This window comes from Collinsella tanakaei, assembly GCF_016900375.1.
Taxonomy (GTDB): domain Bacteria; phylum Actinomycetota; class Coriobacteriia; order Coriobacteriales; family Coriobacteriaceae; genus Collinsella.
On sequence record NZ_JACJKB010000002.1, the window covers coordinates 191,274 to 210,482 of the forward strand.

The 19,209-nt window shown below is 64.2% G+C and carries 12 protein-coding genes; 4 read left to right on the forward strand and 8 right to left on the reverse strand.

Annotation, left to right across the window (positions count from 1 at the left end):
- Window positions 1-149 precede the first annotated feature (149 nt).
- Window positions 150-2,366: an LTA synthase family protein gene (locus H6A16_RS02155; protein WP_204615719.1), complete on the reverse strand. Its 2,217-nt coding sequence runs from the start codon at window positions 2,364-2,366 to the stop codon at window positions 150-152.
- Window positions 2,367-2,613: 247 nt separating this feature from the next.
- Between H6A16_RS02155 and H6A16_RS02160 the strand changes: the two genes are divergently transcribed.
- Together H6A16_RS02160 and H6A16_RS02165 are read left to right on the forward strand one after the other, a co-directional pair.
- Window positions 2,614-3,894, forward strand: coding sequence for an amidohydrolase family protein (locus H6A16_RS02160; RefSeq protein ID WP_204615721.1), 1,281 nt, complete (start codon window positions 2,614-2,616; stop codon window positions 3,892-3,894).
- A gap of 92 nt (window positions 3,895-3,986) precedes the next feature.
- Entirely contained in the window at window positions 3,987-4,784 is a 798-nt protein-coding gene (locus tag H6A16_RS02165) for a nitroreductase family protein (protein ID WP_204615723.1), read from the forward strand.
- Between the two features lie 463 nt (window positions 4,785-5,247).
- On the opposite strand, the gene H6A16_RS02170 is transcribed toward H6A16_RS02165, so the two are convergent.
- Both H6A16_RS02170 and rlmKL read right to left on the reverse strand, forming a co-directional pair.
- Window positions 5,248-7,290 (reverse strand): KUP/HAK/KT family potassium transporter, encoded by a 2,043-nt coding sequence (locus tag H6A16_RS02170; protein ID WP_204615725.1) that lies wholly within the window; start codon window positions 7,288-7,290, stop codon window positions 5,248-5,250.
- Between the two features lie 294 nt (window positions 7,291-7,584).
- The gene (gene rlmKL, locus H6A16_RS02175) at window positions 7,585-9,891 is read right to left on the reverse strand and encodes a bifunctional 23S rRNA (guanine(2069)-N(7))-methyltransferase RlmK/23S rRNA (guanine(2445)-N(2))-methyltransferase RlmL (protein ID WP_204615727.1); all 2,307 of its coding nucleotides are present in this window, start codon (window positions 9,889-9,891) and stop codon (window positions 7,585-7,587) included.
- Between the two features lie 193 nt (window positions 9,892-10,084).
- Between rlmKL and H6A16_RS02180 the strand changes: the two genes are divergently transcribed.
- Together H6A16_RS02180 and H6A16_RS02185 are read left to right on the forward strand one after the other, a co-directional pair.
- Window positions 10,085-10,909: an HAD family hydrolase gene (locus H6A16_RS02180; protein WP_204615729.1), complete on the forward strand. Its 825-nt coding sequence runs from the start codon at window positions 10,085-10,087 to the stop codon at window positions 10,907-10,909.
- 681 nt (window positions 10,910-11,590) lie between these two features.
- Complete coding sequence (locus H6A16_RS02185) at window positions 11,591-11,983, forward strand: ribbon-helix-helix protein, CopG family (RefSeq protein WP_204615730.1); 393 nt, start codon at window positions 11,591-11,593, stop codon at window positions 11,981-11,983.
- Between the two features lie 290 nt (window positions 11,984-12,273).
- On the opposite strand, the gene H6A16_RS02190 is transcribed toward H6A16_RS02185, so the two are convergent.
- From H6A16_RS02190 to menA, 5 genes are all read right to left on the reverse strand, one after another.
- Entirely contained in the window at window positions 12,274-14,241 is a 1,968-nt protein-coding gene (locus H6A16_RS02190) for an ABC transporter ATP-binding protein (RefSeq protein ID WP_204615731.1), read from the reverse strand.
- Window positions 14,231-16,075: an ABC transporter ATP-binding protein gene (locus H6A16_RS02195; protein ID WP_239458136.1), complete on the reverse strand. Its 1,845-nt coding sequence runs from the start codon at window positions 16,073-16,075 to the stop codon at window positions 14,231-14,233. The genes H6A16_RS02190 and H6A16_RS02195 overlap by 11 nt, the downstream gene beginning before the upstream one ends.
- Complete coding sequence (locus H6A16_RS02200) at window positions 16,068-16,577, reverse strand: MarR family winged helix-turn-helix transcriptional regulator (RefSeq protein WP_204615732.1); 510 nt, start codon at window positions 16,575-16,577, stop codon at window positions 16,068-16,070. Before H6A16_RS02200 ends, H6A16_RS02195 begins: the two co-directional genes overlap by 8 nt.
- Before the next feature lie 200 nt (window positions 16,578-16,777).
- Window positions 16,778-17,227, reverse strand: coding sequence for a low molecular weight protein-tyrosine-phosphatase (locus H6A16_RS02205; protein WP_204615733.1), 450 nt, complete (start codon window positions 17,225-17,227; stop codon window positions 16,778-16,780).
- Between the two features lie 641 nt (window positions 17,228-17,868).
- Window positions 17,869-19,047 (reverse strand): 1,4-dihydroxy-2-naphthoate octaprenyltransferase, encoded by a 1,179-nt coding sequence (gene menA / locus H6A16_RS02210; RefSeq protein WP_204615735.1) that lies wholly within the window; start codon window positions 19,045-19,047, stop codon window positions 17,869-17,871.
- Window positions 19,048-19,209 lie beyond the last annotated feature (162 nt).

A 19,209-nucleotide genomic window follows, 5' to 3' on the forward strand; every position in this document is an offset into this window, starting at 1 on the left:
CACCATCGGCCACAACGAAGATCAACAACGTTAACGCAGGAAGCCCCGTGTAGCCCCTTGAGCGAATCCGCAGGTTTTTAGGTCTTTGACCTAAAAACCTAGGACCAGCGAAAGGGGCTACATGGGGCTTCCGGTGGGAACAGGAAGGCCTACATGATCTTCGTTGTGCCCGGGTCCAGGTTCGGGTCCGTCTCGTTTGCGGCGGACTGCTTGCGCTTGGTGTAGATGCTCTTGCCGTCGTAGAAGAGCTCGTAGTACTGCATGGTCGCGTAGTCGTTGCGCGCGTCGATGGCCGCCTGCAGCGACGTGTTGCCGTCAGCCTCGCTCTGGTTCGACAGGTACCAGCGCATCGTCGAATCCTGGAAGCCCGTTGTGTTGATGGCGGGCAGCGCCTCGCGCAGGCTCAGCAGTGCCTTCTGGTAGGTGGAAAGCGGCGCGCCGATGACCTCCATGAGCTGGGAGCCCAGGAAGTTGACGGACAGGTTGTCCACCTCACTCGTCTGGCTGTTGCCCGCGACGTCGTAGTTCGCCCAGATGATGTAGTCGGTCTGCCACAGGCGCTCCTGATGGACCGCCTCGTCCTCGTCGGTGAACCACAGGTCGTTGAAGCGCGACGGGAAGTACGGCTGATGGTCGCCAAAGAACACGACCACGACCTTGCGGTCGAGCTGGCGCAGCTTGCCGATGAACTCGGCAAGCGCGCGGTCGGACTCCTGGATCAGCGAGACGTACTCGTTGACCTCGGCGTCGCTCATGCCGTCGATGGACAGGTTGAGCTGCTTGTCCTGCGGAATCAGGTTCGTGGTGTAGCCGGAGTGATTCTGCATCGTCACATCGAAGATGAACTGCGGGCTGCTGTTCGTCTCGAGCTGCTCGAGGATCTCGTCGTAGGTCGCGCGGTCGGTCACGATGTTGCGGAGCCACTCGGCTCCCGCGAAGTCCTCGATGGCCAGGAACTTATCGAAACCGAAGTCCTCGTACACGTTCTCGCGGTTCCAGTTCGTCGCGTGGTTGGGGTGCATGGCGAGCGTGTCGTAGCCCAGATCCTTGAACTGCTGGGCGAGGTTGCCCACGTCAGCCAGGTTGTAGATGGTGTAGGGATACACGCCCGAACCGAGGTTGGCCATGGAGTTGCCGGTCAAGAACTCGAACTCGGTATTGGCCGTGCCGCCGCCGTAGGCCGACACGAACAGCGATCCGCGCGCAAGGCAGTCCGACATGCTCTTGAAGTACTCGGGGCCGGTATAGTCGGCGTGGAGCATCTGGTAGATGGAGAGGTCTGAGAACGTCTCATTCATGATGGCGATGACGGTGGGCTTCTCCTCGCCGAACTGGGCCTCGGCGGCGGCGCGGTCCTCGTTGCCCGCCTCGGCGCTGTCGTAGGCGGCAGCGTACTCCTCGAGCAGGTCTTCAGCCTCGTCGACATCGTAGCCATCGGGCTTGGGCGGATTGATGGTCTGCGCACCGGAGATGAACGTGGGCAGGAAGCCCTGACGGTAGTAGCTCTCCAGCGGGCGCCAGGTGTAGATCTGGATGCCCAGCGTGTGGTAGTAGTCGATGAGGGTCGCATGGCCCGCCACGCCGCCGATGAGCGCGAGGCCCACGAGCAGGTTGATCACAAGGCCGCGGCGCGTGCGCTGCGCGCGCGCAGGGCGCAGGCGGCCGGCCGCCTGGAGCAGCAGCATGGCCAGCGCGGCGAAGGCGATGCCGTAGAGGCAGTACGCCGAAAGCATGTAGGTGTAGCCCGACCCCGCGACGGCGGCCGCCGTGGACAGGGCGGACAGGTCGCCCGGCGAGATGGGCATCGACTTGAACAGGATGACGAAGTACTCCGCAAGGCCGATGAAGAACAGCGCGAACGTCACGACGGCCGCAGCGGCGCCACGGCGCTGGAACAGGAAGAACACGCCTGCGAGCACGCCGCCGACGAGGAAGTACTCGAGCAGCAGGCACAGCGGGTACATCCAGGTGAGGTTATGGTTGGAGGGAATCTCGAGCGCGAGCACCGTGAGCGCCGTCGCGATCAGCAACAGCACGACCGTGACGGCAAACGGGTGGCTCACGCCGAATCCGGTGCCGTCCTCCTGGCGGGTCTCAAGGCGCTGCTTGAGCGCATAGCGGTTGAAGCTGAGGCCGGCGCAGGCGGTCAGCACCACGTTGGCGATCACCGCCGAGAGCGCGTCGTCCTGAACGAGGCCGATGCCCGACCACACGGCGACAAACGCCTGCATAAGCATGAAGATGGCGCCCCAGACAATCGCGCCGGCGCTCACGGGGGCCTGGGTGGCGCGTCCGCGGAGGATGCTGGCGACAGCGAGGGCGATCGAGCAGAGAAGGCCGATGCACGTGATGATAGTGACGGTCATGGAAAGATTGCTCCTTTTGGCCGTGTGGCGGCCGGATGAATCCTGATGCGGGGATGACAAATCCCTGATAATGCAAGCCCACATGGTACCGAACGATTGTCGAGATTCTATCGAGTTGACGAGGTGCGCACAGTTAGAACAGCGAAACTGCGAGCCGCGGGCGCAGTTTCCCGATTTCGCGCGCTGCATGCGCTGGCAATCGTGCCTGCCGTCACATATGCTCTCATCTAGAAGGGAAGGGCAAGTCATGGATGCAACATCATTCGTCCTTAAAGGAAACGTGTGCTACAGCGTGAGCCCGCAGGAGGCATCCTGCACGGCAGGCGGCTACCTGGTCTGCGTCGAGGGCAAAAGCGCCGGTGTGTTCGCCGAGCTGCCCGAGCGCTTCGCATCGCTTCCCGTGATCGATTGCGGCGACCAGCTGATCGTGCCCGGCATGAGCGATATCCACGTCCACGCCCCGCAGTACGCGTTCCGCGGCCTCGGCATGGACCTCGAGCTGATCGATTGGCTGAACACCCGCACCTTCCCCGAGGAGGCGCGCTACGCGGACCTCGCCTACGCCGAGCGCGCATACAGCATCTTTGCGGACGACCTGCGCCGCTCCGCCACCACGCGGGCTGTGGTCTTCGGTACGCTGCACGTCCCGGCAACCGAGTTGCTGATGGACAAGCTCGAGGCCACCGGCCTCATCACGTACGTGGGCAAGGTCAATATGGACCGCAACAGCCCGGATAGCCTGGTGGAGACAAGCGAGCAGTCGGCCGAGGCCACGCGCACCTGGATCGCCGACGTGGCGGGCCGCTACGAGCGCACCCGGCCCATCATCACCCCGCGCTTCACCCCGAGCGTCACCGACGATCTGATGGCCGAGCTCTCGCGCATCCGCGCCGAGTTCGACCTGCCGGTGCAAAGCCATCTGTCCGAGAATCTCTCCGAGGTCGAGTGGGTGCACGAGCTATGCCCGTGGTCGAGCTGCTATGGCGACGCCTACGACCACTTCGGCATGCTGGGGCCTGCGACCGTCATGGCCCACTGCGTGTATTCCGACAACGAGGAAACGGAGCTGCTGCGCCGCACGGGCACCTATGTGGCGCATTGTCCGCAGAGCAACGCCCAGCTTGCGAGCGGTATCGCGCCGATTCGCCGGTATCTGGACCTTGGCATGAACGTCGGTTTGGGAACCGACGTCGCGGGCGGCGCGGACCTCTCGATGTTCCGCTGCATGGCCGACGCCGTTGCGGTCTCCAAGCTCCGGTGGCGCCTTGTCGACCAGGAGCTCGCACCCCTTACCACGCAAGAGGCACTGTGGCTCGCCACGGTCGGCGGCGGCTCGTTCTTCGGCAAGGTGGGGTCGTTTGCCGAGGGCTACGAGCTCGACGCGCTCGTGCTGGACGACTCCGGCATCCGCACCCCGCGCGAGCTGTCGGATTGGGAGCGCGTGGAGCGCTATGTGTACCTGGCCGAAGAAGGCGGGAGGATCGCTCGCAAGTTCGTCGCCGGCCGTGAGGTCGAGCTCGGCGCGTAGGCCGAGCTGCGCATGCCCTCTCCGAGGCGGTGGGCCGTGCCCGCCCTATACTGGTGCGTGTACGACACGATCTCCAAGAGATGGGAGCCCCTATGACAGCCGAGTCCCCGATGTTTGGGCGCGAGACGCTCGACATAATCGAGCAGCGCAGCTCGACCAGGCAGTTCGCGCAGGATGTGGAGATCACCGACGAGCAGCGCGAAGCCGTGCTGCATGCCGCCTCGCGCGCCCCTTCGGCGGGCGCCATGATGATGTACTCGATCATCGACATCCGCCGTCAGGAGACGCTCGACCGCCTTGCCGTGCTCTGCGACAACCAGCCCATGATCGCCAAGGCGCCGTGGACGCTCGTCTTCGTGGTCGATTACTGCAAGTGGATCGATCTGTTCGAGCATATCGGCTGCTACGATCACGATTTCATAGCGCGCACGGGCATCGATCCCAAGCTCACGCCGGGCTTGGGGGAGTTCGCCATCGCAGCGCAGGACGCGGTAATCGCCGCGCAAAACGCTGTGATCGCGGCTGAGGCCGTTGGCCTGGGCAGCTGCTATATCGGCGACGTGGTCGAGAACGCCGAGGAGATGGGCGACCTGCTGGGCCTGCCCGCGTACACCGTTCCGCTCTCTATGCTCATCTTGGGTGCTCCCGCCAAGGATCGCCCCGCCACACCGCATCCCACGGTGAACCTCGTCATGCCCGAGCGCTACCGCCGCGCCGACGAGGCGACCCTCGACGCGCAGGTGGCCGAGATGGACGCCATGTTCCGCCCGCATGCCACGCGGCCCGGCGAGCGCGTGCTCGACATCTACATGCGCAAGCACACCTCCGACTTCATGGACGAGATGGGCCGCTCCATGGAAATCTGGCTCGACAACTGGATGTACGCCTAATCCAACCCCGCGGCGGCCTGGCCTCTCTGGGGACGTAGCCGGAAGGTGAAATTTAGGGGACAGGTCCCAAACTTGCAGGCGGGCGGGGAGCTTCCAAGCTCCCCGCCCGCCTGCAAGTTTGGGACCTGTCCCCTAAATTTCACCTCAGCTGGCCGCGGGTGGCCGAAAACATCTCCGTCCTGAAAGTGGACACGGGACGGCTGTGCGCTTAGGGAACATCCCCCGCGGTGCCGCTGTGCACTATCGGAACATCTCGCGCCCCAAAGCGTACCGATAGCGCACAGTCGGTTGCGGCCCGCGTTCCGAAAGCGCACAGCCGTTGTCGGCTAGCGCGTCAGCACCCGGCCGTCCGGCCCCGACATCTCACCTCAACAAACGAAGGCCGCCGCGAGTCGATCGCGGCGGCCTTCTGCCTTACGGATGCGAGATACGAGCTGCGCACAGCGCGCGGCGCACGCGCTCGCTAGTTCTTGTCCGGATAGATGCGCTCCAGGCGCTCGACGGCCTTGAACTTGGTGAACAGGGGCACGTACTCGTAGATGACGCTGGAGTTCTCCAGGCCGTACCACTGCACCGGCGAGCCGGCGTGGCGGCGGATCGCGTACTTGAGCGCGATGGCGGTACGCTCGCTCGCCTCGACGTCAGACTCGGGGGCAAGCGTCTTGTACACCATGCAGAAGCGGAAGCTGCCGATGGGGCCGGGCGTCTTGTACACCGAGTAGTCGCTCCTCTGCGGCGGCAGCTCGCCGGAGGCCGAAAGCTCGCCGACGACCTGGCGCAGGTAGGCGTTCACACGCTGGTTGACCTTATAGCCCAGGTAGAACGTCACGCGGAACACGTAGTCGGTGCCGAAGTTCTCCACCGAGTACGCGAAGGTGTGCGGCTCGTCGGTAACCTGAACGTTCAGGAACCAGTAGGCCTGCGCGCGCTTGGGATGCTTGTCGAAGATCGAGTACAGGATGTCGCGGTCCAGGTAATCGGGGCGCGGGTTGTTGGTCAGGTACACGAGGTTGTCGCACAGCTTGTCGTACGTCTCGTCGTGGCGCAGGCGATCGAGCTGGTCCAGATAGTCGTGGATGGGCAGCAGGTTGGCCTGACGACGCTCGACACGGCTGCCGTTGTACCAGCTCACCATGATGGCCATGATGAGGGCGGCGAGCATGATGGTGAAGTAGCCGCCGTGGAAGAACTTGGTGAGCGACGAGATGAAGAAGAAGCCCTCGAGCGCCACGAAGAACGCCACGAAGATGAAGGGGAAGACCTTCACGTGGCGGATCTTATGCAGGTAGAAGAAGAGCAGCAGCGTGGTGCAGAGCATCGTGATGGTGATGGCCAGGCCGTACGCCGCCTCCATGTGAGCCGAGGACTGGAACAGCAGCACGACGATGATGCAGCCGACCCACATGACGTTGTTGACCATGGGGATGTAGAGCTGCCCCTTGGTCTCGGCGGGGTAGAACACCTGCATGTGCGGCATGAGGTCGAGGCCGCTCGCCTCGGACACGAGCGAGAACGCGCCGGTGATGAGCGCCTGAGACGCGATGATGGCCGCGCAGGTGGAGAGCACGACGCCGAACGGGCGGATGACGTCGGGCAGCATCTGGAAGAACGGGTTGAGGTCGGAGATGCTCGCGAGGTCGGCGTTGCCGGCGTTGGCGAGCAGCCAAGCGCCCTGACCCAGGTAGGACAGGACCAGGCAGATCTTGACGAACGGCCAGGTGGCGTAGATGTTGCCGCGGCCCACGTGTCCCATGTCGGAGTAGAGCGCCTCGGCGCCGGTCGTGGCGAGGAAGCAGCTGCCCAGGATCATGATGCCCGCGTGGTTGTTGGGCGAGAACAGGAACATGATGCCGCGCAGGGGGTTGAATGCCATGAGGACGATGGGGTTGCCCAGCACGTGCATGAGGCCGGAGACGCCCAGGAACAGGAACCAGAACGTCATGACCGGGCCGAAGGCGCGACCGATCTTGGACGTGCCGGCGCGCTGCACCAAGAACAGGATGCACACGATGATGAGCGTGATGATGACGACGTTCGTCTGGTTATCGCCCATGACAGCATGGACCTCGGGAATGGTGCGCAAGCCCTCGATGGCGGTGGTGATGGTGACCGCGGGGGTCAGCACGCCGTCGGCCAGAAGTGCCGAGCCGCCGAGCATGGCGGGGATGATGAGCCATTTGGCGCCACGGCGCACAATGCTGTAGAGGGCGAAGATGCCGCCTTCGCCGTGGTTGTCGGCGCGAAGCGACACGAGCACGTACTTGACCGTGGTGAGCAGCGTCACCGTCCAGATGACGAGGGAGAGGGCGCCGAGGATGAACTCCTCGGTGACCGACATGATGCCACCGTTGCCTGCGAGCAGGGCCTTGGTGACGTACATGGGCGAGGTGCCGATGTCACCGTACACCACGCCCAGGGTGACCAACATCGCACCGATGCCGATCGGGATTTCGTGCGACGCGTGTGACGACGAGGCGTCAGCGCCGCACTGAGGGGTTGATCCCATGATGTTCGATTCTCCTTGTTGTATACGACGATACTTGGCAACCAATTATCGTAGCGAATCTGCATAAGGGCAAGCATCCGCATGCCTGGCCTCTCTGGGGACGTAGCCGGGAGGTGAAATTTAGGGGACAGGTCCCAAACTTGCAGGCAGACGGGGAGCTTTCAAGTTCCCCGTCCGCCTGCAAGTTTGGGACCTGTCCCCTAAATTTCACCTCCCGGCTACGTCCCCAGAGAGGCCAGGCCGCGGCGGATGTCCGAAAACATCTCCGTCCCGAAAGTGGACACCCAAACGCGGTTAGGCGCGGCGTACTAGGTAGCAGTGGTGGATCTTGGCGTTGCGGGCAAAGTCCTCGGGGATGGTCTCGGCCGTGATGTCCTCGATGGCTACGCCTGCTGCTGCGAGCTCGTCGAGCGAGGGCTTGAACGTGCGCAGGTTGCACGAGAAGATGGCCAGGCCGCCGGGTGCAAGCAGGTCGGCCAGGCAGCTGAGCAGCCACACGTGGTCGCGTTGCACGTCCCAGGTGCGTTCGCCCATCTTGGACGAGTTCGAGAACGTCGGTGGATCGCAGAAGATAAGATCCCAGGTGTGTCCGGCGCGGCGCTGCTCGGCGACCCACGCAAGCACGTCGGCGCGCACGAAGCGGTGGGCGCGGCCCGTAAAGCCGTTGAGCTCCATATTGCGGCGTGCCCAGTCCAGATAGGTATTGGACAGGTCGACCGTCGTGGTCTGCTGGGCGCCGCCGTCGGCAGCGTAGCAGGTAGCGGTGCCCGTGTAGGCAAACAGGTTGAGGAAGCGTTTGCATCCCTTGGCGCGCTGGCGAACGAGGTCGCGGGTCACGCGGTGGTCTAGGAAGATGCCGGTATCCAGATAGTCGTCGAAGTTGACCGAAAACGTGAGGCCGCCTTCTTCAATCAAAGGTGATGAACCTTTCGTTGAGGATTGGCGCTTCTGCCCGCGCGATCCCTTCGAGCCCGCTTCCGCATACTGCGAACCGCCGCGCGAGCGAGTGCGCGAACGGGCCGCCACATGGTCGGGCTCCACATCGAGCACGCGCGGGGCGATGGCGAGCATGTCGAGCATGCGTGCCTGAGCGAGCTCGGGGTCGACGGAGCGCGGCGCGGCGTACTCGGCCAGCACGAGCCAGCGGCCCGGCGTGGAGGCCGAGCCCTCGTACAGGTCGATGGAAGCTGCGTAATCGGGGAGGTCGGCGTCGTACACGCGATAGCACGTCACGCCGGAGCGCTTGGCCCACTTGCGGCGCAGACGGGCGACCTTCTTCAGGCGTGCGGCAAACTGATCCGACTCGGGGACGAGCACGGGGATGGGTGCGCCGTCGCCCAGGTCCACGGTTGCACGCGGAGCTCGGGCAGCTGCGGCCTCGTCTGCATCGCGGAGCCCGTCCGCGTCGGCCTCGCCGGGGGCGAATACCAGCAGGCGGGCCGGTTCGTTGTTCGGGCGCACGGCAATCGAGGCACTCATCGGGCGATCGAGCGCGCGTTCGGCCAGCTCGTCGCGCGCAAGCACGGCGATGGGCAGCGCGTCGAGGCCAGGAGTGTCGCAAAGGTCCTGCACGAGCTGCAGAGTGCGTCCCATCGTGGAGAAACCGGCCTCGGCGATGTCTGCCACCACGGCTCCGCCGAGTTCGATGCCGGCGACGACTCTGCCCAAGCCCAGCTTGGGCGCGATTTTGTCTACGTCTGCCTGCGCGAAGATGACGCGGCGGTCGAGGCCGGCACCCTTCAGCACGCGGCGGGCCAGCGAAAGCGCGCGCTGATCGTCATCGGCAGCCACGATGCGGATCGATACCGCCTCGTCGCCATCCGCTGCCTGCTGGCGCGCCTCGGCCTGAAGATGGGCCCAAGTCAGCGGGTCGTGCTCAACCCAGCTGGTAAAGCCCCAGTAATCGCGATCGATGCCCGGCGCCCGCCCTGCCGCGATCGAGGCCGCTTCGAGGGCGATGCCGCCGCCCGCGCAGCAGGCGTCAACCAGCACGCAGGGCGTGCCATCCTGCTCGGCGCGCCTGCAGCTCTTAGCCCATCCGACCTGCGCAAGCACGAGCGCCGCGTAGTCGGGGCGCAGCACGTGGGCGGCTCCGGCGTGCGCCGCCTCGCGAGGCAGGCGGCGGAACAGGGCCTCGCCCGAAAGGTCGAGCTGGATGCTCGCACGCTCGCCGCGCAGCGTGCAGGTGATGTGCGCATCGGGCTGGTCGGTGTCCACATCGGCGCGGCTGCCCGTCTCGTCCGCCAAGCGGTCGCATACGGCGTCTTTCACGCACAGCGAGATGTAGCGCGAGTTGCGCAGCTCATCGTTGGTGCCGCGCGCCGAAACGGCGATCGTGGAACCGCGGCGCAGGATGTCCTCCCACGGAATGTCGTAGACACCGTCGTACAGATCGCGCGCATCGCGGCAGTAAAAGCGCCCCACGACAACCAGCACGCGGCTCGCCAGGCGCGACCACAGGCATACGCGCTCGGCGTCCAGTGCAGTGCCCTCGAACGACACGCGCCCCTTTAGCTTGCGCACGCGCGGCGTACCCAAACCGCGCAGCTCATCGGCCAAAGCGGTCTCAAAGCCCTCGGGGCAGCTTGCGTAGAACTCCATGGGAAACCTTTCGAGATGTCGTCGTTGTCGCACCATTATATGCTGGCAGACAGCGTCGATGCCTGCCGCCGCGCGCCCCGCCCCGCCGGCCATGGTGGCTGTGTAGCGCTTACGCGTTGTTTGCAAATGGGGGCATCGCGCCAGTATATGATGGTGCCTGTTTGAGACGAATCCCCAGTAAGGACGGAACGGCATGCAGGACACCAACGGTACGGGCGCGGTCATCTTCTTCGACGTCGACGGTACGCTTATCTGGCACGACCCGTCGAGCAACGCCGCCCAAAACGTTGCTCACGCGCGCCCGTCCGCGGCGACGGCCGACGCCTTCGCGCGCCTTCGCGAGCGTGGCCACCAGGCGTTTATCTGCACCGGTCGTCCCCTGTGCCTTGTGCAGCAGGCACTGCTTGACCTTGAGCCCGCGGGCCTTGTGCTCTCCGCCGGCGCCTGTCTGTATATGGATGGCAAGATCGTCGAGGAGCATGTGATCGACGACGCGCTGCTCGAGGAGACCGTGCGCCGCTTTACTGACCTGGGCATCGAGGTCGTGTTCGAGGGTACTGACACCTTCGCAGCATTTTTGCCCAACGGCGGCGACTACACCGACATCCCGGGCACGGTGGTCACGCATTCGCTTGACGAGCTGCGCTCCAAGACGAACATGCGCTTCAGCAAGTTCTCCTTCACCAACGAGATGCTGCCCAAGCTTGATCAGATCGGCGATTTTCTGGCTAAGCACTATGGCCGCTACGACCTCGGTCTGGGCACGGGGGAGTGCACTCTGCTGGGCGTCGACAAGGGGGCCGGCGTCCGTGCCGCCCTGGCGTATCTCGGCCATGGCATCGAGAACACCTTCGCCTTCGGCGATTCGGAAAACGACCTGCCCATGCTGCGTGCCGTCGAGACGCCGGTCGCCATGGGCAACGCCCTCGATTCGGTCAAGGCAGAAGCCGTCTACGTGACCGACCGTGCCGAACACGAGGGCGTGTCTACCGGCCTGGCGCACTTCGGGCTGATTTAGACCCGCTGCGGCTCCAATTTCCTGCCGGAATTAGCTGACCCCAGGCGAGACCGCTGTTTCTCTCTCTAACTTGCCGTAAACAGCGGAGTTAGAGAGAGAAACAGCGGTCTCGCCTGGGGTCAGTTAATGCGCGACGGAGAAGCCAGCTTCATGGAGTTTCGTCAAGCTCTTCAGCATGCGTGTCACGTGTGCTGCGCAGATCGCCGCCGTGCACCGCCAGGCCACGCCATGAATCAGCCGGTAGGGCGCCCGTGTTTGATTCGGGCCAGATGCATGCCGACAGCGTGCAAGACACGGGCTCGAATCATCAGGATTCCGATTCAGCAGCACCGTTTACCGTAGACCTCCCACGAACCACTTGAGCAGCAAGTTCTTTAGTATTACGATAAAGTAATACTAAAGGTTGGGAGCGCCTATGCTATCCAGGCCCTTAGTAGTAAAGCATGCGTACAAGCATGGCCTCAGCAAACGAGACATCTTGCATGTATGGGAGTACGCGTATACAGCAAAATCGCGAGTTGACGAACGATCATTCGAAAGAATCCTTGTCGGCCCCGATGGAAAGGGCAGAGACATACAGCTGGTAGAGCTGTGGGACGAGCGGAGGCAGCGCATGGCGATTATCCACGCAATGCCTCTTGCAAGCGGTGGCAAGCAAGAGCTGGGATGGAGGCGATAGCGATGTTCAGAAAGAAGAAGCTGAGTATGGATGAGCTTCGAAACGACGAAGTCGTCCTCGTCGCCGAAGATGGCACGGAGTATACGAACAGGATGATCGACGACCTTGAGCAGAAGTTCGCAGCGGGCGATTTCGGCGAAGGCGAATGGGGCCCCATCCAACTCGGCCCAGGCTCCCCAGGAGGCCCCTCCAAACGCGAATGGCGCCGCATAATGTCCGCTCCACCAGGCCGCCCACGCCTAGCCCCAGAACCAACCGACGTAGTCACCTTCAAGATGCCCCGCTCCCTAGTCGACTACGTCAAGCAAGCAGCCAAAGCCTGCGGCAAGTCGAAGTCCCAATTCATCCGCGAAGCCGTCCTAGAAAAAGCCCAAGCGATTCTAGATAACCAATAACGCAACGAGTCAGATAACATAGCCGGCCGGCGAAGCCACGCTTCGCCGGCCGGCGGTCAACAACAAGGGCCCTCCGGCGCATTGCGCCGGAGGGCCCCACAAAACCGAGCCTGCGCTTCGCGCAGGCCGGCCAACTTCCCCCCGCTGCGAGAAAAGCCCGCATGCGTCGTCTGGGTCCTGCCCGGGTTGCCGGGTGCGGTCCGGGCGCAATCCCGCAGGCCGCAGGCCGAGGACGCGCCCGGACCGCACCCGGCAACCCGGGCAGGACCCAGACGCGTCACGCAAAGAGCTTATTCGAGCTCAAACGCGCCCGTGTACAGCTGGTAGTACGTGCCGCGCTTGGCGATCAGCTCATCGTGGCTGCCGCGCTCGATGATGCGGCCGTGGTCGAGCACGATGATCGCATCGGAGTTGCGGACGGTCGACAGACGGTGCGCGATCACGAAGGTCGTACGGCCGCTCATCAGGGCGTCCATACCGCGCTGAACGATTGCCTCGGTACGCGTATCGATCGAGGAGGTCGCCTCGTCCAGAATCATGACCGGCGGGTCGGCCACCGCGGCGCGCGAGATGGACAGCAGCTGGCGCTGACCCTGCGACAGGTTGGAGCCGTTGTCGGTCAGCATCGTGTTGTAGCCCTCGGGCAGGCGCTCGATGAAGCCGTGCGCGCCGGCCAGCTTGGCCGCGGCGATGCACTCCTCGTCGGTAGCGTCCAGGCGGCCGTAGCGGATGTTGTCCATAACGGTGCCGGTGAACAGGTTCACGTCCTGCAGGACCATACCCAGCGAGCGGCGCAGGTCGTCCTTGCGGATCTTCTCGACGTTGATGCCGTCGTAGCGGATCTTGCCGCTCTGGATGTCGTAGAAGCGGTTGATCAGGTTCGTGATCGTGGTCTTGCCGGCGCCGGTCGCGCCCACGAAGGCGATCTTCTGTCCGGGCTTGGCCCACACGCTCACGTCGTGCAGCACGGTGTGGCCGGGCTTGTAGCCGAAGTCCACGTCGACCAGGCGCACGTCGCCCCGCAGCGGCACGAGCTCGACGGTGCCGTCCTGGTGCGGGTGCTTCCACGCCCAGCGGCCGGTGTGCTTGCCCTCGACCTCGACGAGCTTGCCGTTCTCCATCTTGGTGTTCACGAGCGTGACGTAGCCCTCGTCCTGCTCGGGCTCCTCGTCCATGAGCTCGAAGATGCGCGCGGCACCCGCGAGGCCCATGACCACGGCGTTGATCTGCTGCGAGATCTGACCGATCTGGCCGGCGAACTGCTTGGTCATGTTCAGGAACGGCACGGTCACGGCCACGGAGAAGCCCAGGCCGGAGATGGACAGGTTGGGCACGTTGAGAGCGATGAAGACGCCGCCCACGAGCGCCACGATGACATACATCAGGTTGCCGAGGTTCATGAGGATCGGGCCGAGCGTATTGGTGTACATGTTCGCGGCGCGCGCGGCGCGGAACAGACGCTCGTTGCGGACGTCGAAGTCCTCCTGCGCGGCGTCCTCATGGCAGAACACCTTGACGACGCGCTGGCCGTTCATGATCTCCTCGACATGGCCCTCGACCACCGAGATCTCGTGCTGCTGCGCGAGGAAGTTGCGCGCGGAGCGGCCGCCGAGCTGCTTGGTCATATAGGCCATGAAGCCCACGCCGAGGATGACGACGAGCGCCATCCAGACGCTGTAGTACACCATGATGGCGACGACGGAGACGCAGGTGATGACGGTCAGGCAGATGTTGGGCATCGACTGCGAGATCATCTGACGCAGCGTGTCGATATCGTTGGTGTAGTAGCTCATGATATCGCCGCGCTGGTGCTGGTCGAAGTAGCTGATCGGCAGGTCCTGCATGTGGTCGAACAGCTTCTCGCGGAACTTCTCGAGCGAGCCCTGGGTGATGATGGCCATGAGGCGCGTCTGCGTGAAGTTGGCGATGAGCGTGATGGCGTACACGCCGACCAGCGTCAGGCTGAGCGTGGTGACCTGGCCGGACACGGAGTTCCAGTCGCCGGATTCCCAGGTGGCGCCGACGATCTCGAGCGCGCGCTGGATGAAGATGGCGGGCACGGCCGACAGGATCGCCTGCACGAGGATGCAGATGCCCACGATCGGCAGCAGCTTGGGATAGAACGAGAAGAGGGTCTTCACGAGGCGGCCGAGGATGTGGCCGCGGCCGGGGCGACGATCGCCGTCGTCGGTCTGTCGGCCGGCGACGTTCTGGCGGTTGGCCTCGTACTGCTTTTTGGCTTCGGCGTTAATGCTCATCGGCGACACCCCCTTCCAGGGTCGTGGCTTGCGGTGCGGTAGCGGCGGGCTCGGGCGCGGCAGCCGGCTCGGCTGCGGGCGCAGCCTCGGCCTCGACATCCTCCTCGCTCGTACGGTTCTGCTGCTCGTACGTGTCGCGGTAGATGTCGCAGGTCTTCATGAGCTCGTCGTGCGTGCCCAGGCCGGCGATGTGGCCATTGTCCAGCACGAGGATGCGGTCGGCGTGCTCAACGGAGCTCGTGCGCTGGGCGATGATGATCTTGGTGGTCTCGGGCAGGTACTGCGCCAGACCCTCACGGATAAGGGCGTCGGTCTTGGTGTCAACGGCGGAGGTGGAGTCGTCGAGGATCAGGACCTTGGGGTGCTTGAGCAGCGCGCGGGCGATGCACAGGCGCTGCTTCTGGCCGCCGGACACGTTGGTGCCGCCCTGCTCGATGTAGGTGTCGTACTTCTGCGGGAAGCCCTGGACGAACTCGTCGGCCTGGGCCAGCTTGCAGACCTCGACAAGCTCATCGTAGGAGGCGTCGGGGTCGCCCCAGCGCAGGTTCTCCTTGATGGTGCCGGAGAACAGCACGTTCTTCTGGAGCACGACGGCCACGTTGTTGCGGAGGAACTCGAGGTCGTAGTCGCGCACGTCCACGCCGCCGACCTTCACGGAGCCCTCGGTCACGTCGTACAGACGGCTGATCAGGTTCACGAGCGAGGTCTTCGCCGAACCGGTGCCGCCCATGATGCCCAGGGTCTCGCCGCTCTTGATGTGCAGGTCGATCTCGGCGAGCGCGCGGTGCTCGGCCTTCTCGGAGTACTTGAACGTGACGTTGTCGAAGTCGATGGAGCCGTCCTTCATCTCGGTGACGGGATTCGCCGGGTTCTTGATGGTGGGCTCGGTCTCGATGACCTCGACGATACGCTCGGCGCTCTCCTGCGCCATGGTGATCATGGCGAAGACCATCGACACCATCATGAGCGCCATGAGGATCATGAAGCCGTAGGTGGTGAGCGACGAGAACTGACCGACGTTCAGTACGGTGCCGCGGGTGGAGATGATCAGGTAGGAGCCGAACTGGATGATGAAGGTGAACACCGTGAACACGGCGAGGTTCATCATGGGCGAGTTGAAGGCGAGGATCTTCTCGGCGCGGGTGAAGTCGGCGCACACGTCCTGCGCGGCGCGACCGAACTTCTGCTTCTCGTAGTCCTGGCGCACGTAGCTCTTCACGTCGCGCATGCCGGTGACGTTCTCCTCGATGGACTCGTTGAGCGCGTCGTACTTGCGGAAGACGGAGCGGAAGATCGGGTGCACGGTGCGGATGACCTTGAACAGGCCGAAGCCCAGGATGGGCACGACGATCACGAAGACAATGGCCATGGGGCCACCCATGATGAAGGCCATGACGATGCCGCAGATGAGGATCAGCGGGCAGCGGATGGCCGTGCGGATGATCATCATGTAGGCGAGCTGCACGTTGGTGATGTCCGTGGTGAGGCGCGTCACCAGCGAGGAGCTCGAGAACTGGTCGATGTTGGCGAAGCTGAAGCGCTGCACCGCGGCGAACACGTCGTGGCGCAGGTTCTTGGCAAAGCCGCAGCTTGCCTCGGAGCAGGTCAGGCCGGCGCCGATGCCGAAGCACAGCGACGCGAGGGCCATGACGACGAGGACGCCGGCGTACGGCAGCATCTCGGCCACGGACGCGCCCTGCTGGATCACGTTGATGAGCTGCGCGGTGACGAACGGGATGGCGACCTCCATCACCACCTCGCCCGACACGATGATGGGGGTGGCGATGGCCGCTTTCTTGTATTCGCGGATGCTCCCCATGAGCGTTTTAATCATTCAGTTCCTCCCAATGCTTGCGAACGATGTCGAGGGTGTCGGCAAGCTGCTCCTGCTGCTCGTCGGAAAGGCACGCGAACGCGCGCTGGCGAAAGCGCACCCGCGCCTCCTGCTCGCGCGCCGCCTCCTGCTCGCCCTTCTCGGTGAGGCGGATGGACAGCTGACGGCGATCCTCGGGATTGCGCGTGCGCTCGATAAGGCCGGCGTTTTCGATCTTGGCGAGGATCTCGGAAAGCGATCCGGGCTTCAGGTCGAAATACGCGCCGAGTTCCTGCTGCGACATCTGGCCGTCGTTTTTGGCGATCAGGCAGATGATGGCCGCCCGACCCGAACGGCCGCCGCTATGAAAGTGCAGGTAGTGGCCAAAGTAGCCGAGATTCCACAGCAGACGTCGCGCACGGGCCTCCTCGGGTGTGTCCGAGGGCTGCGCGGCTTCCGCCGGCGGGCACGACCGCGACGCGTCCGCGGCGCCCGGTGTGTCCGACCCACTGATCTCACTCATGCGGTGCTCCTTCCTTTATTCACGCTGTTTTCGTTTTTGCGGAAAAGAGATTACTACGCGCTTGGTGAAAGTCAAGGTACCGAATAGTTAGGTGGACGAATAATTTACATATCACGGTTCGCGCCGAGGCAGGAGAGCTGGTTGAGAGGCCATAACGCGTCTGCTTGGGTAGCTAGTGGCCGGGATCTGTGTGCGTCCGGCTATGAGAGCTGATCCAGCAGGGCGGTGCAGCCGGCGAGTACGTCGCGGTACGTGGCATCGAAGTTGCCGGTGTACCACGGGTCGGCCACGTCGCCGGGGCGGTCGGTCCAGTCGAGCAGGCGGCTGACCTTGCCGTCGGGATCGCTGCGCAGGATGCGCTTGAGACCGCGGCGGTTCTCGGCATCCATATAGATGATGTGGTCCCACGAGTCGTATTCGGCAGGGGTGATGATGCGCGCGCGGTGCGGGACCAGGGGGATGCCGACCTCGCGCAGCTTGGTCTCGGTGCCCCAATGTGGCGGGTTGCCGATTTCTTCGTAGCTTGTAGCGGCCGAATCGATCTCGAACTCGGATGCGCGTCCCGCGCGGTGCACGAGTTCGGTCATGACGGACTGCGCCATGGTCGAGCGGCAGATATTGCCGTGGCAGATGAACAGAATGCGATGCATGGGCGCTCCTTGCGGTCGGGTTTTCATCATCTTACCTGTGGACGGGCGCGCGGATGGGCGCATTTGCCTTCTGGTGGCCCGATTTGGTGCTGTTGTGCGCTGGCTTTGCGTTGCGGCGGCGGGTGGAGCCGGGTCTCGGAGGGGCGCTTGGATGAAATGGCGACTTTTGTACCGCTGTGGGCGGCGCTGGCGGGACGATAGGGGCTCTAGGCTATGACGTTTTAGCCGTTTTGCGCGAAATGGCCGCTTTTTGGGGATTGGTCTGCAGGCAGGACGGAGGGCCTGCGGGTACAAAAGTGGCAATTCTAGCCAGAAGGGTTGCGCGTGCGCTGCCAATAGCCGTCCGACAGCCCGGCCTGGCGCCAGGGCACAGGGGGTGCTTGGTTATTTTTTAACTTGAGCATTGTTTGAGGGACCGTCGGGCGCTGTTCGGCGGTCTGAGAAAGTGTTGTTATGGCCGCATTGCGCGAATTGTCCGCTATTTTGGCTTGTTTCAGAGCAAATTACCTAAGGTAAACAGTGCTCAAGTTACATTTTCTGCCAGGCGACGGGCAATCGAGGCTTGCTTTGCTCGCAAGTCGGCCTCAAACGGGCGCTCGGCAGCCGGATTCCGCGCCATGCGCCCAGTAGGCCGCGCGCAGCTACCCGATTGCAACTGCGAGCGCGAACACGGCTGCCAGCAAAACGGTTCCCAAGCTCGTGGGCGCCATGAAGCGGTCGAGCTTCTCGTGATCGAGCTGGCGGCATACGCCCTGCGTCGCGTTTACGAGGGGGTAGGACGCGGCGAGCACCACGGCAGCGCGAACGAAGGTGAGAAGGCTCACGCCTCGCACCAGGAACAGCGCCACCACGAACAGCGCAAGCGCAGCGTACACGAGCGTCAGGTGGTAGGCGCGCATGTACGACTCGCCGGCAAGGGCAGCAAGCGTCTCGGGCGACTGCGCGCGCTTCACGGCTGCCGGCCCCGCTGCGGAGACCTCGGCATCAAAAGCGGCAAGATCGGCGTGCGGCCCGCGCTCCATCAGTGCGACGAGGCCCGCGATTTCCTCAGGCGAGCGGCCCTGCGCCTGGCGTTCGCCTGTGCGCGCACCCGCGGCGTACAGGCGGTTCGCTAGGGTGCGCTTGCCCTTGGCGGCGTCGGCAAGGGAGTCGCGCATGTTGTTGATATTCATGACGGCGGCGACGGGCAGGCCTAGCGCCACGCCGGCAACGACGGCGGCGGCATCGGGCTCGTGCGTGTATAGGAACGCCCCCGCAATCACGGCGACGAGCCCGAAAAACACAAAGCTCATGATGTCGCCCAAGCCCAGATAGCCGTAAGGGTGCGGGCCCACGGTGTACAGTACCGCCGCGGCGATGGCGGCAACGCCGAGCGCAACGAACACGCCGGCGGCCACGGCAGCATCGGCGCCCATGGCGGGGCCTCCCAAAAAGGCGACGGCAATCAGCAGGCAGCCGAGCACAAAGGTCACGAGGCACAGCGCAATCAGCGCGCGCTTCATCTGGGCGGGCGTGATGATTCCGCGCTGCATGCCGCGGCGCGGCCCCACGCGGGTCTCGTCGTCGAGGCCGTGCGAAAGGTCGCCGTAGTCGTCGGCAAAGTTGGCAATAACCTGCAGCAACAGCGACACGACGAGCATAAGCGCGAACACCTGCGGCCGCCATGCTTCACGCGCGACGGCGAGCCCCGCCGTGACAAACGAGCCCGAGGCGGCAAGGGGCAGCGTGCGCAGGCGCGTCGCCTCGATCCAGGCCGCACGTACCTCGTTGGCGCTATGCATGCGGGGGCTTGCGGGGCGGTTCGGGTTGGTGGATGGCATGGGGTCAGCTTTCTGTATGCGGTCGAGTTTGTCCGCAGGCCATTATAGCGAGCGCGCGATGGGCTTGCGCACGCCCCCGCATCGGGGCCGTCCGCCCTTGCTGCCAGCTCTCCACATGCGGCGCGCGCTGTGCCGGGCGGTACAATGGGCGCGTCTTCAACC

Excerpts from the sequence above, each read along its gene's own strand:
- H6A16_RS02155 (WP_204615719.1), bottom strand. The coding sequence starts at position 2,366 with ATGACCGTCACTATCATCACGTGCATCGGCCTTCTCTGCTCGATCGCC.
- H6A16_RS02160 (WP_204615721.1), top strand. The coding sequence starts at position 2,614 with ATGGATGCAACATCATTCGTCCTTAAAGGAAACGTGTGCTACAGCGTG.
- H6A16_RS02165 (WP_204615723.1), top strand. The coding sequence starts at position 3,987 with ATGACAGCCGAGTCCCCGATGTTTGGGCGCGAGACGCTCGACATAATC.
- H6A16_RS02170 (WP_204615725.1), bottom strand. The coding sequence starts at position 7,290 with ATGGGATCAACCCCTCAGTGCGGCGCTGACGCCTCGTCGTCACACGCG.
- rlmKL (WP_204615727.1), bottom strand. The coding sequence starts at position 9,891 with ATGGAGTTCTACGCAAGCTGCCCCGAGGGCTTTGAGACCGCTTTGGCC.
- H6A16_RS02180 (WP_204615729.1), top strand. The coding sequence starts at position 10,085 with ATGCAGGACACCAACGGTACGGGCGCGGTCATCTTCTTCGACGTCGAC.
- H6A16_RS02185 (WP_204615730.1), top strand. The coding sequence starts at position 11,591 with ATGTTCAGAAAGAAGAAGCTGAGTATGGATGAGCTTCGAAACGACGAA.
- H6A16_RS02190 (WP_204615731.1), bottom strand. The coding sequence starts at position 14,241 with ATGAGCATTAACGCCGAAGCCAAAAAGCAGTACGAGGCCAACCGCCAG.
- H6A16_RS02195 (WP_239458136.1), bottom strand. The coding sequence starts at position 16,075 with ATGATTAAAACGCTCATGGGGAGCATCCGCGAATACAAGAAAGCGGCC.
- H6A16_RS02200 (WP_204615732.1), bottom strand. The coding sequence starts at position 16,577 with ATGAGTGAGATCAGTGGGTCGGACACACCGGGCGCCGCGGACGCGTCG.
- H6A16_RS02205 (WP_204615733.1), bottom strand. The coding sequence starts at position 17,227 with ATGCATCGCATTCTGTTCATCTGCCACGGCAATATCTGCCGCTCGACC.
- menA (WP_204615735.1), bottom strand. The coding sequence starts at position 19,047 with ATGCCATCCACCAACCCGAACCGCCCCGCAAGCCCCCGCATGCATAGC.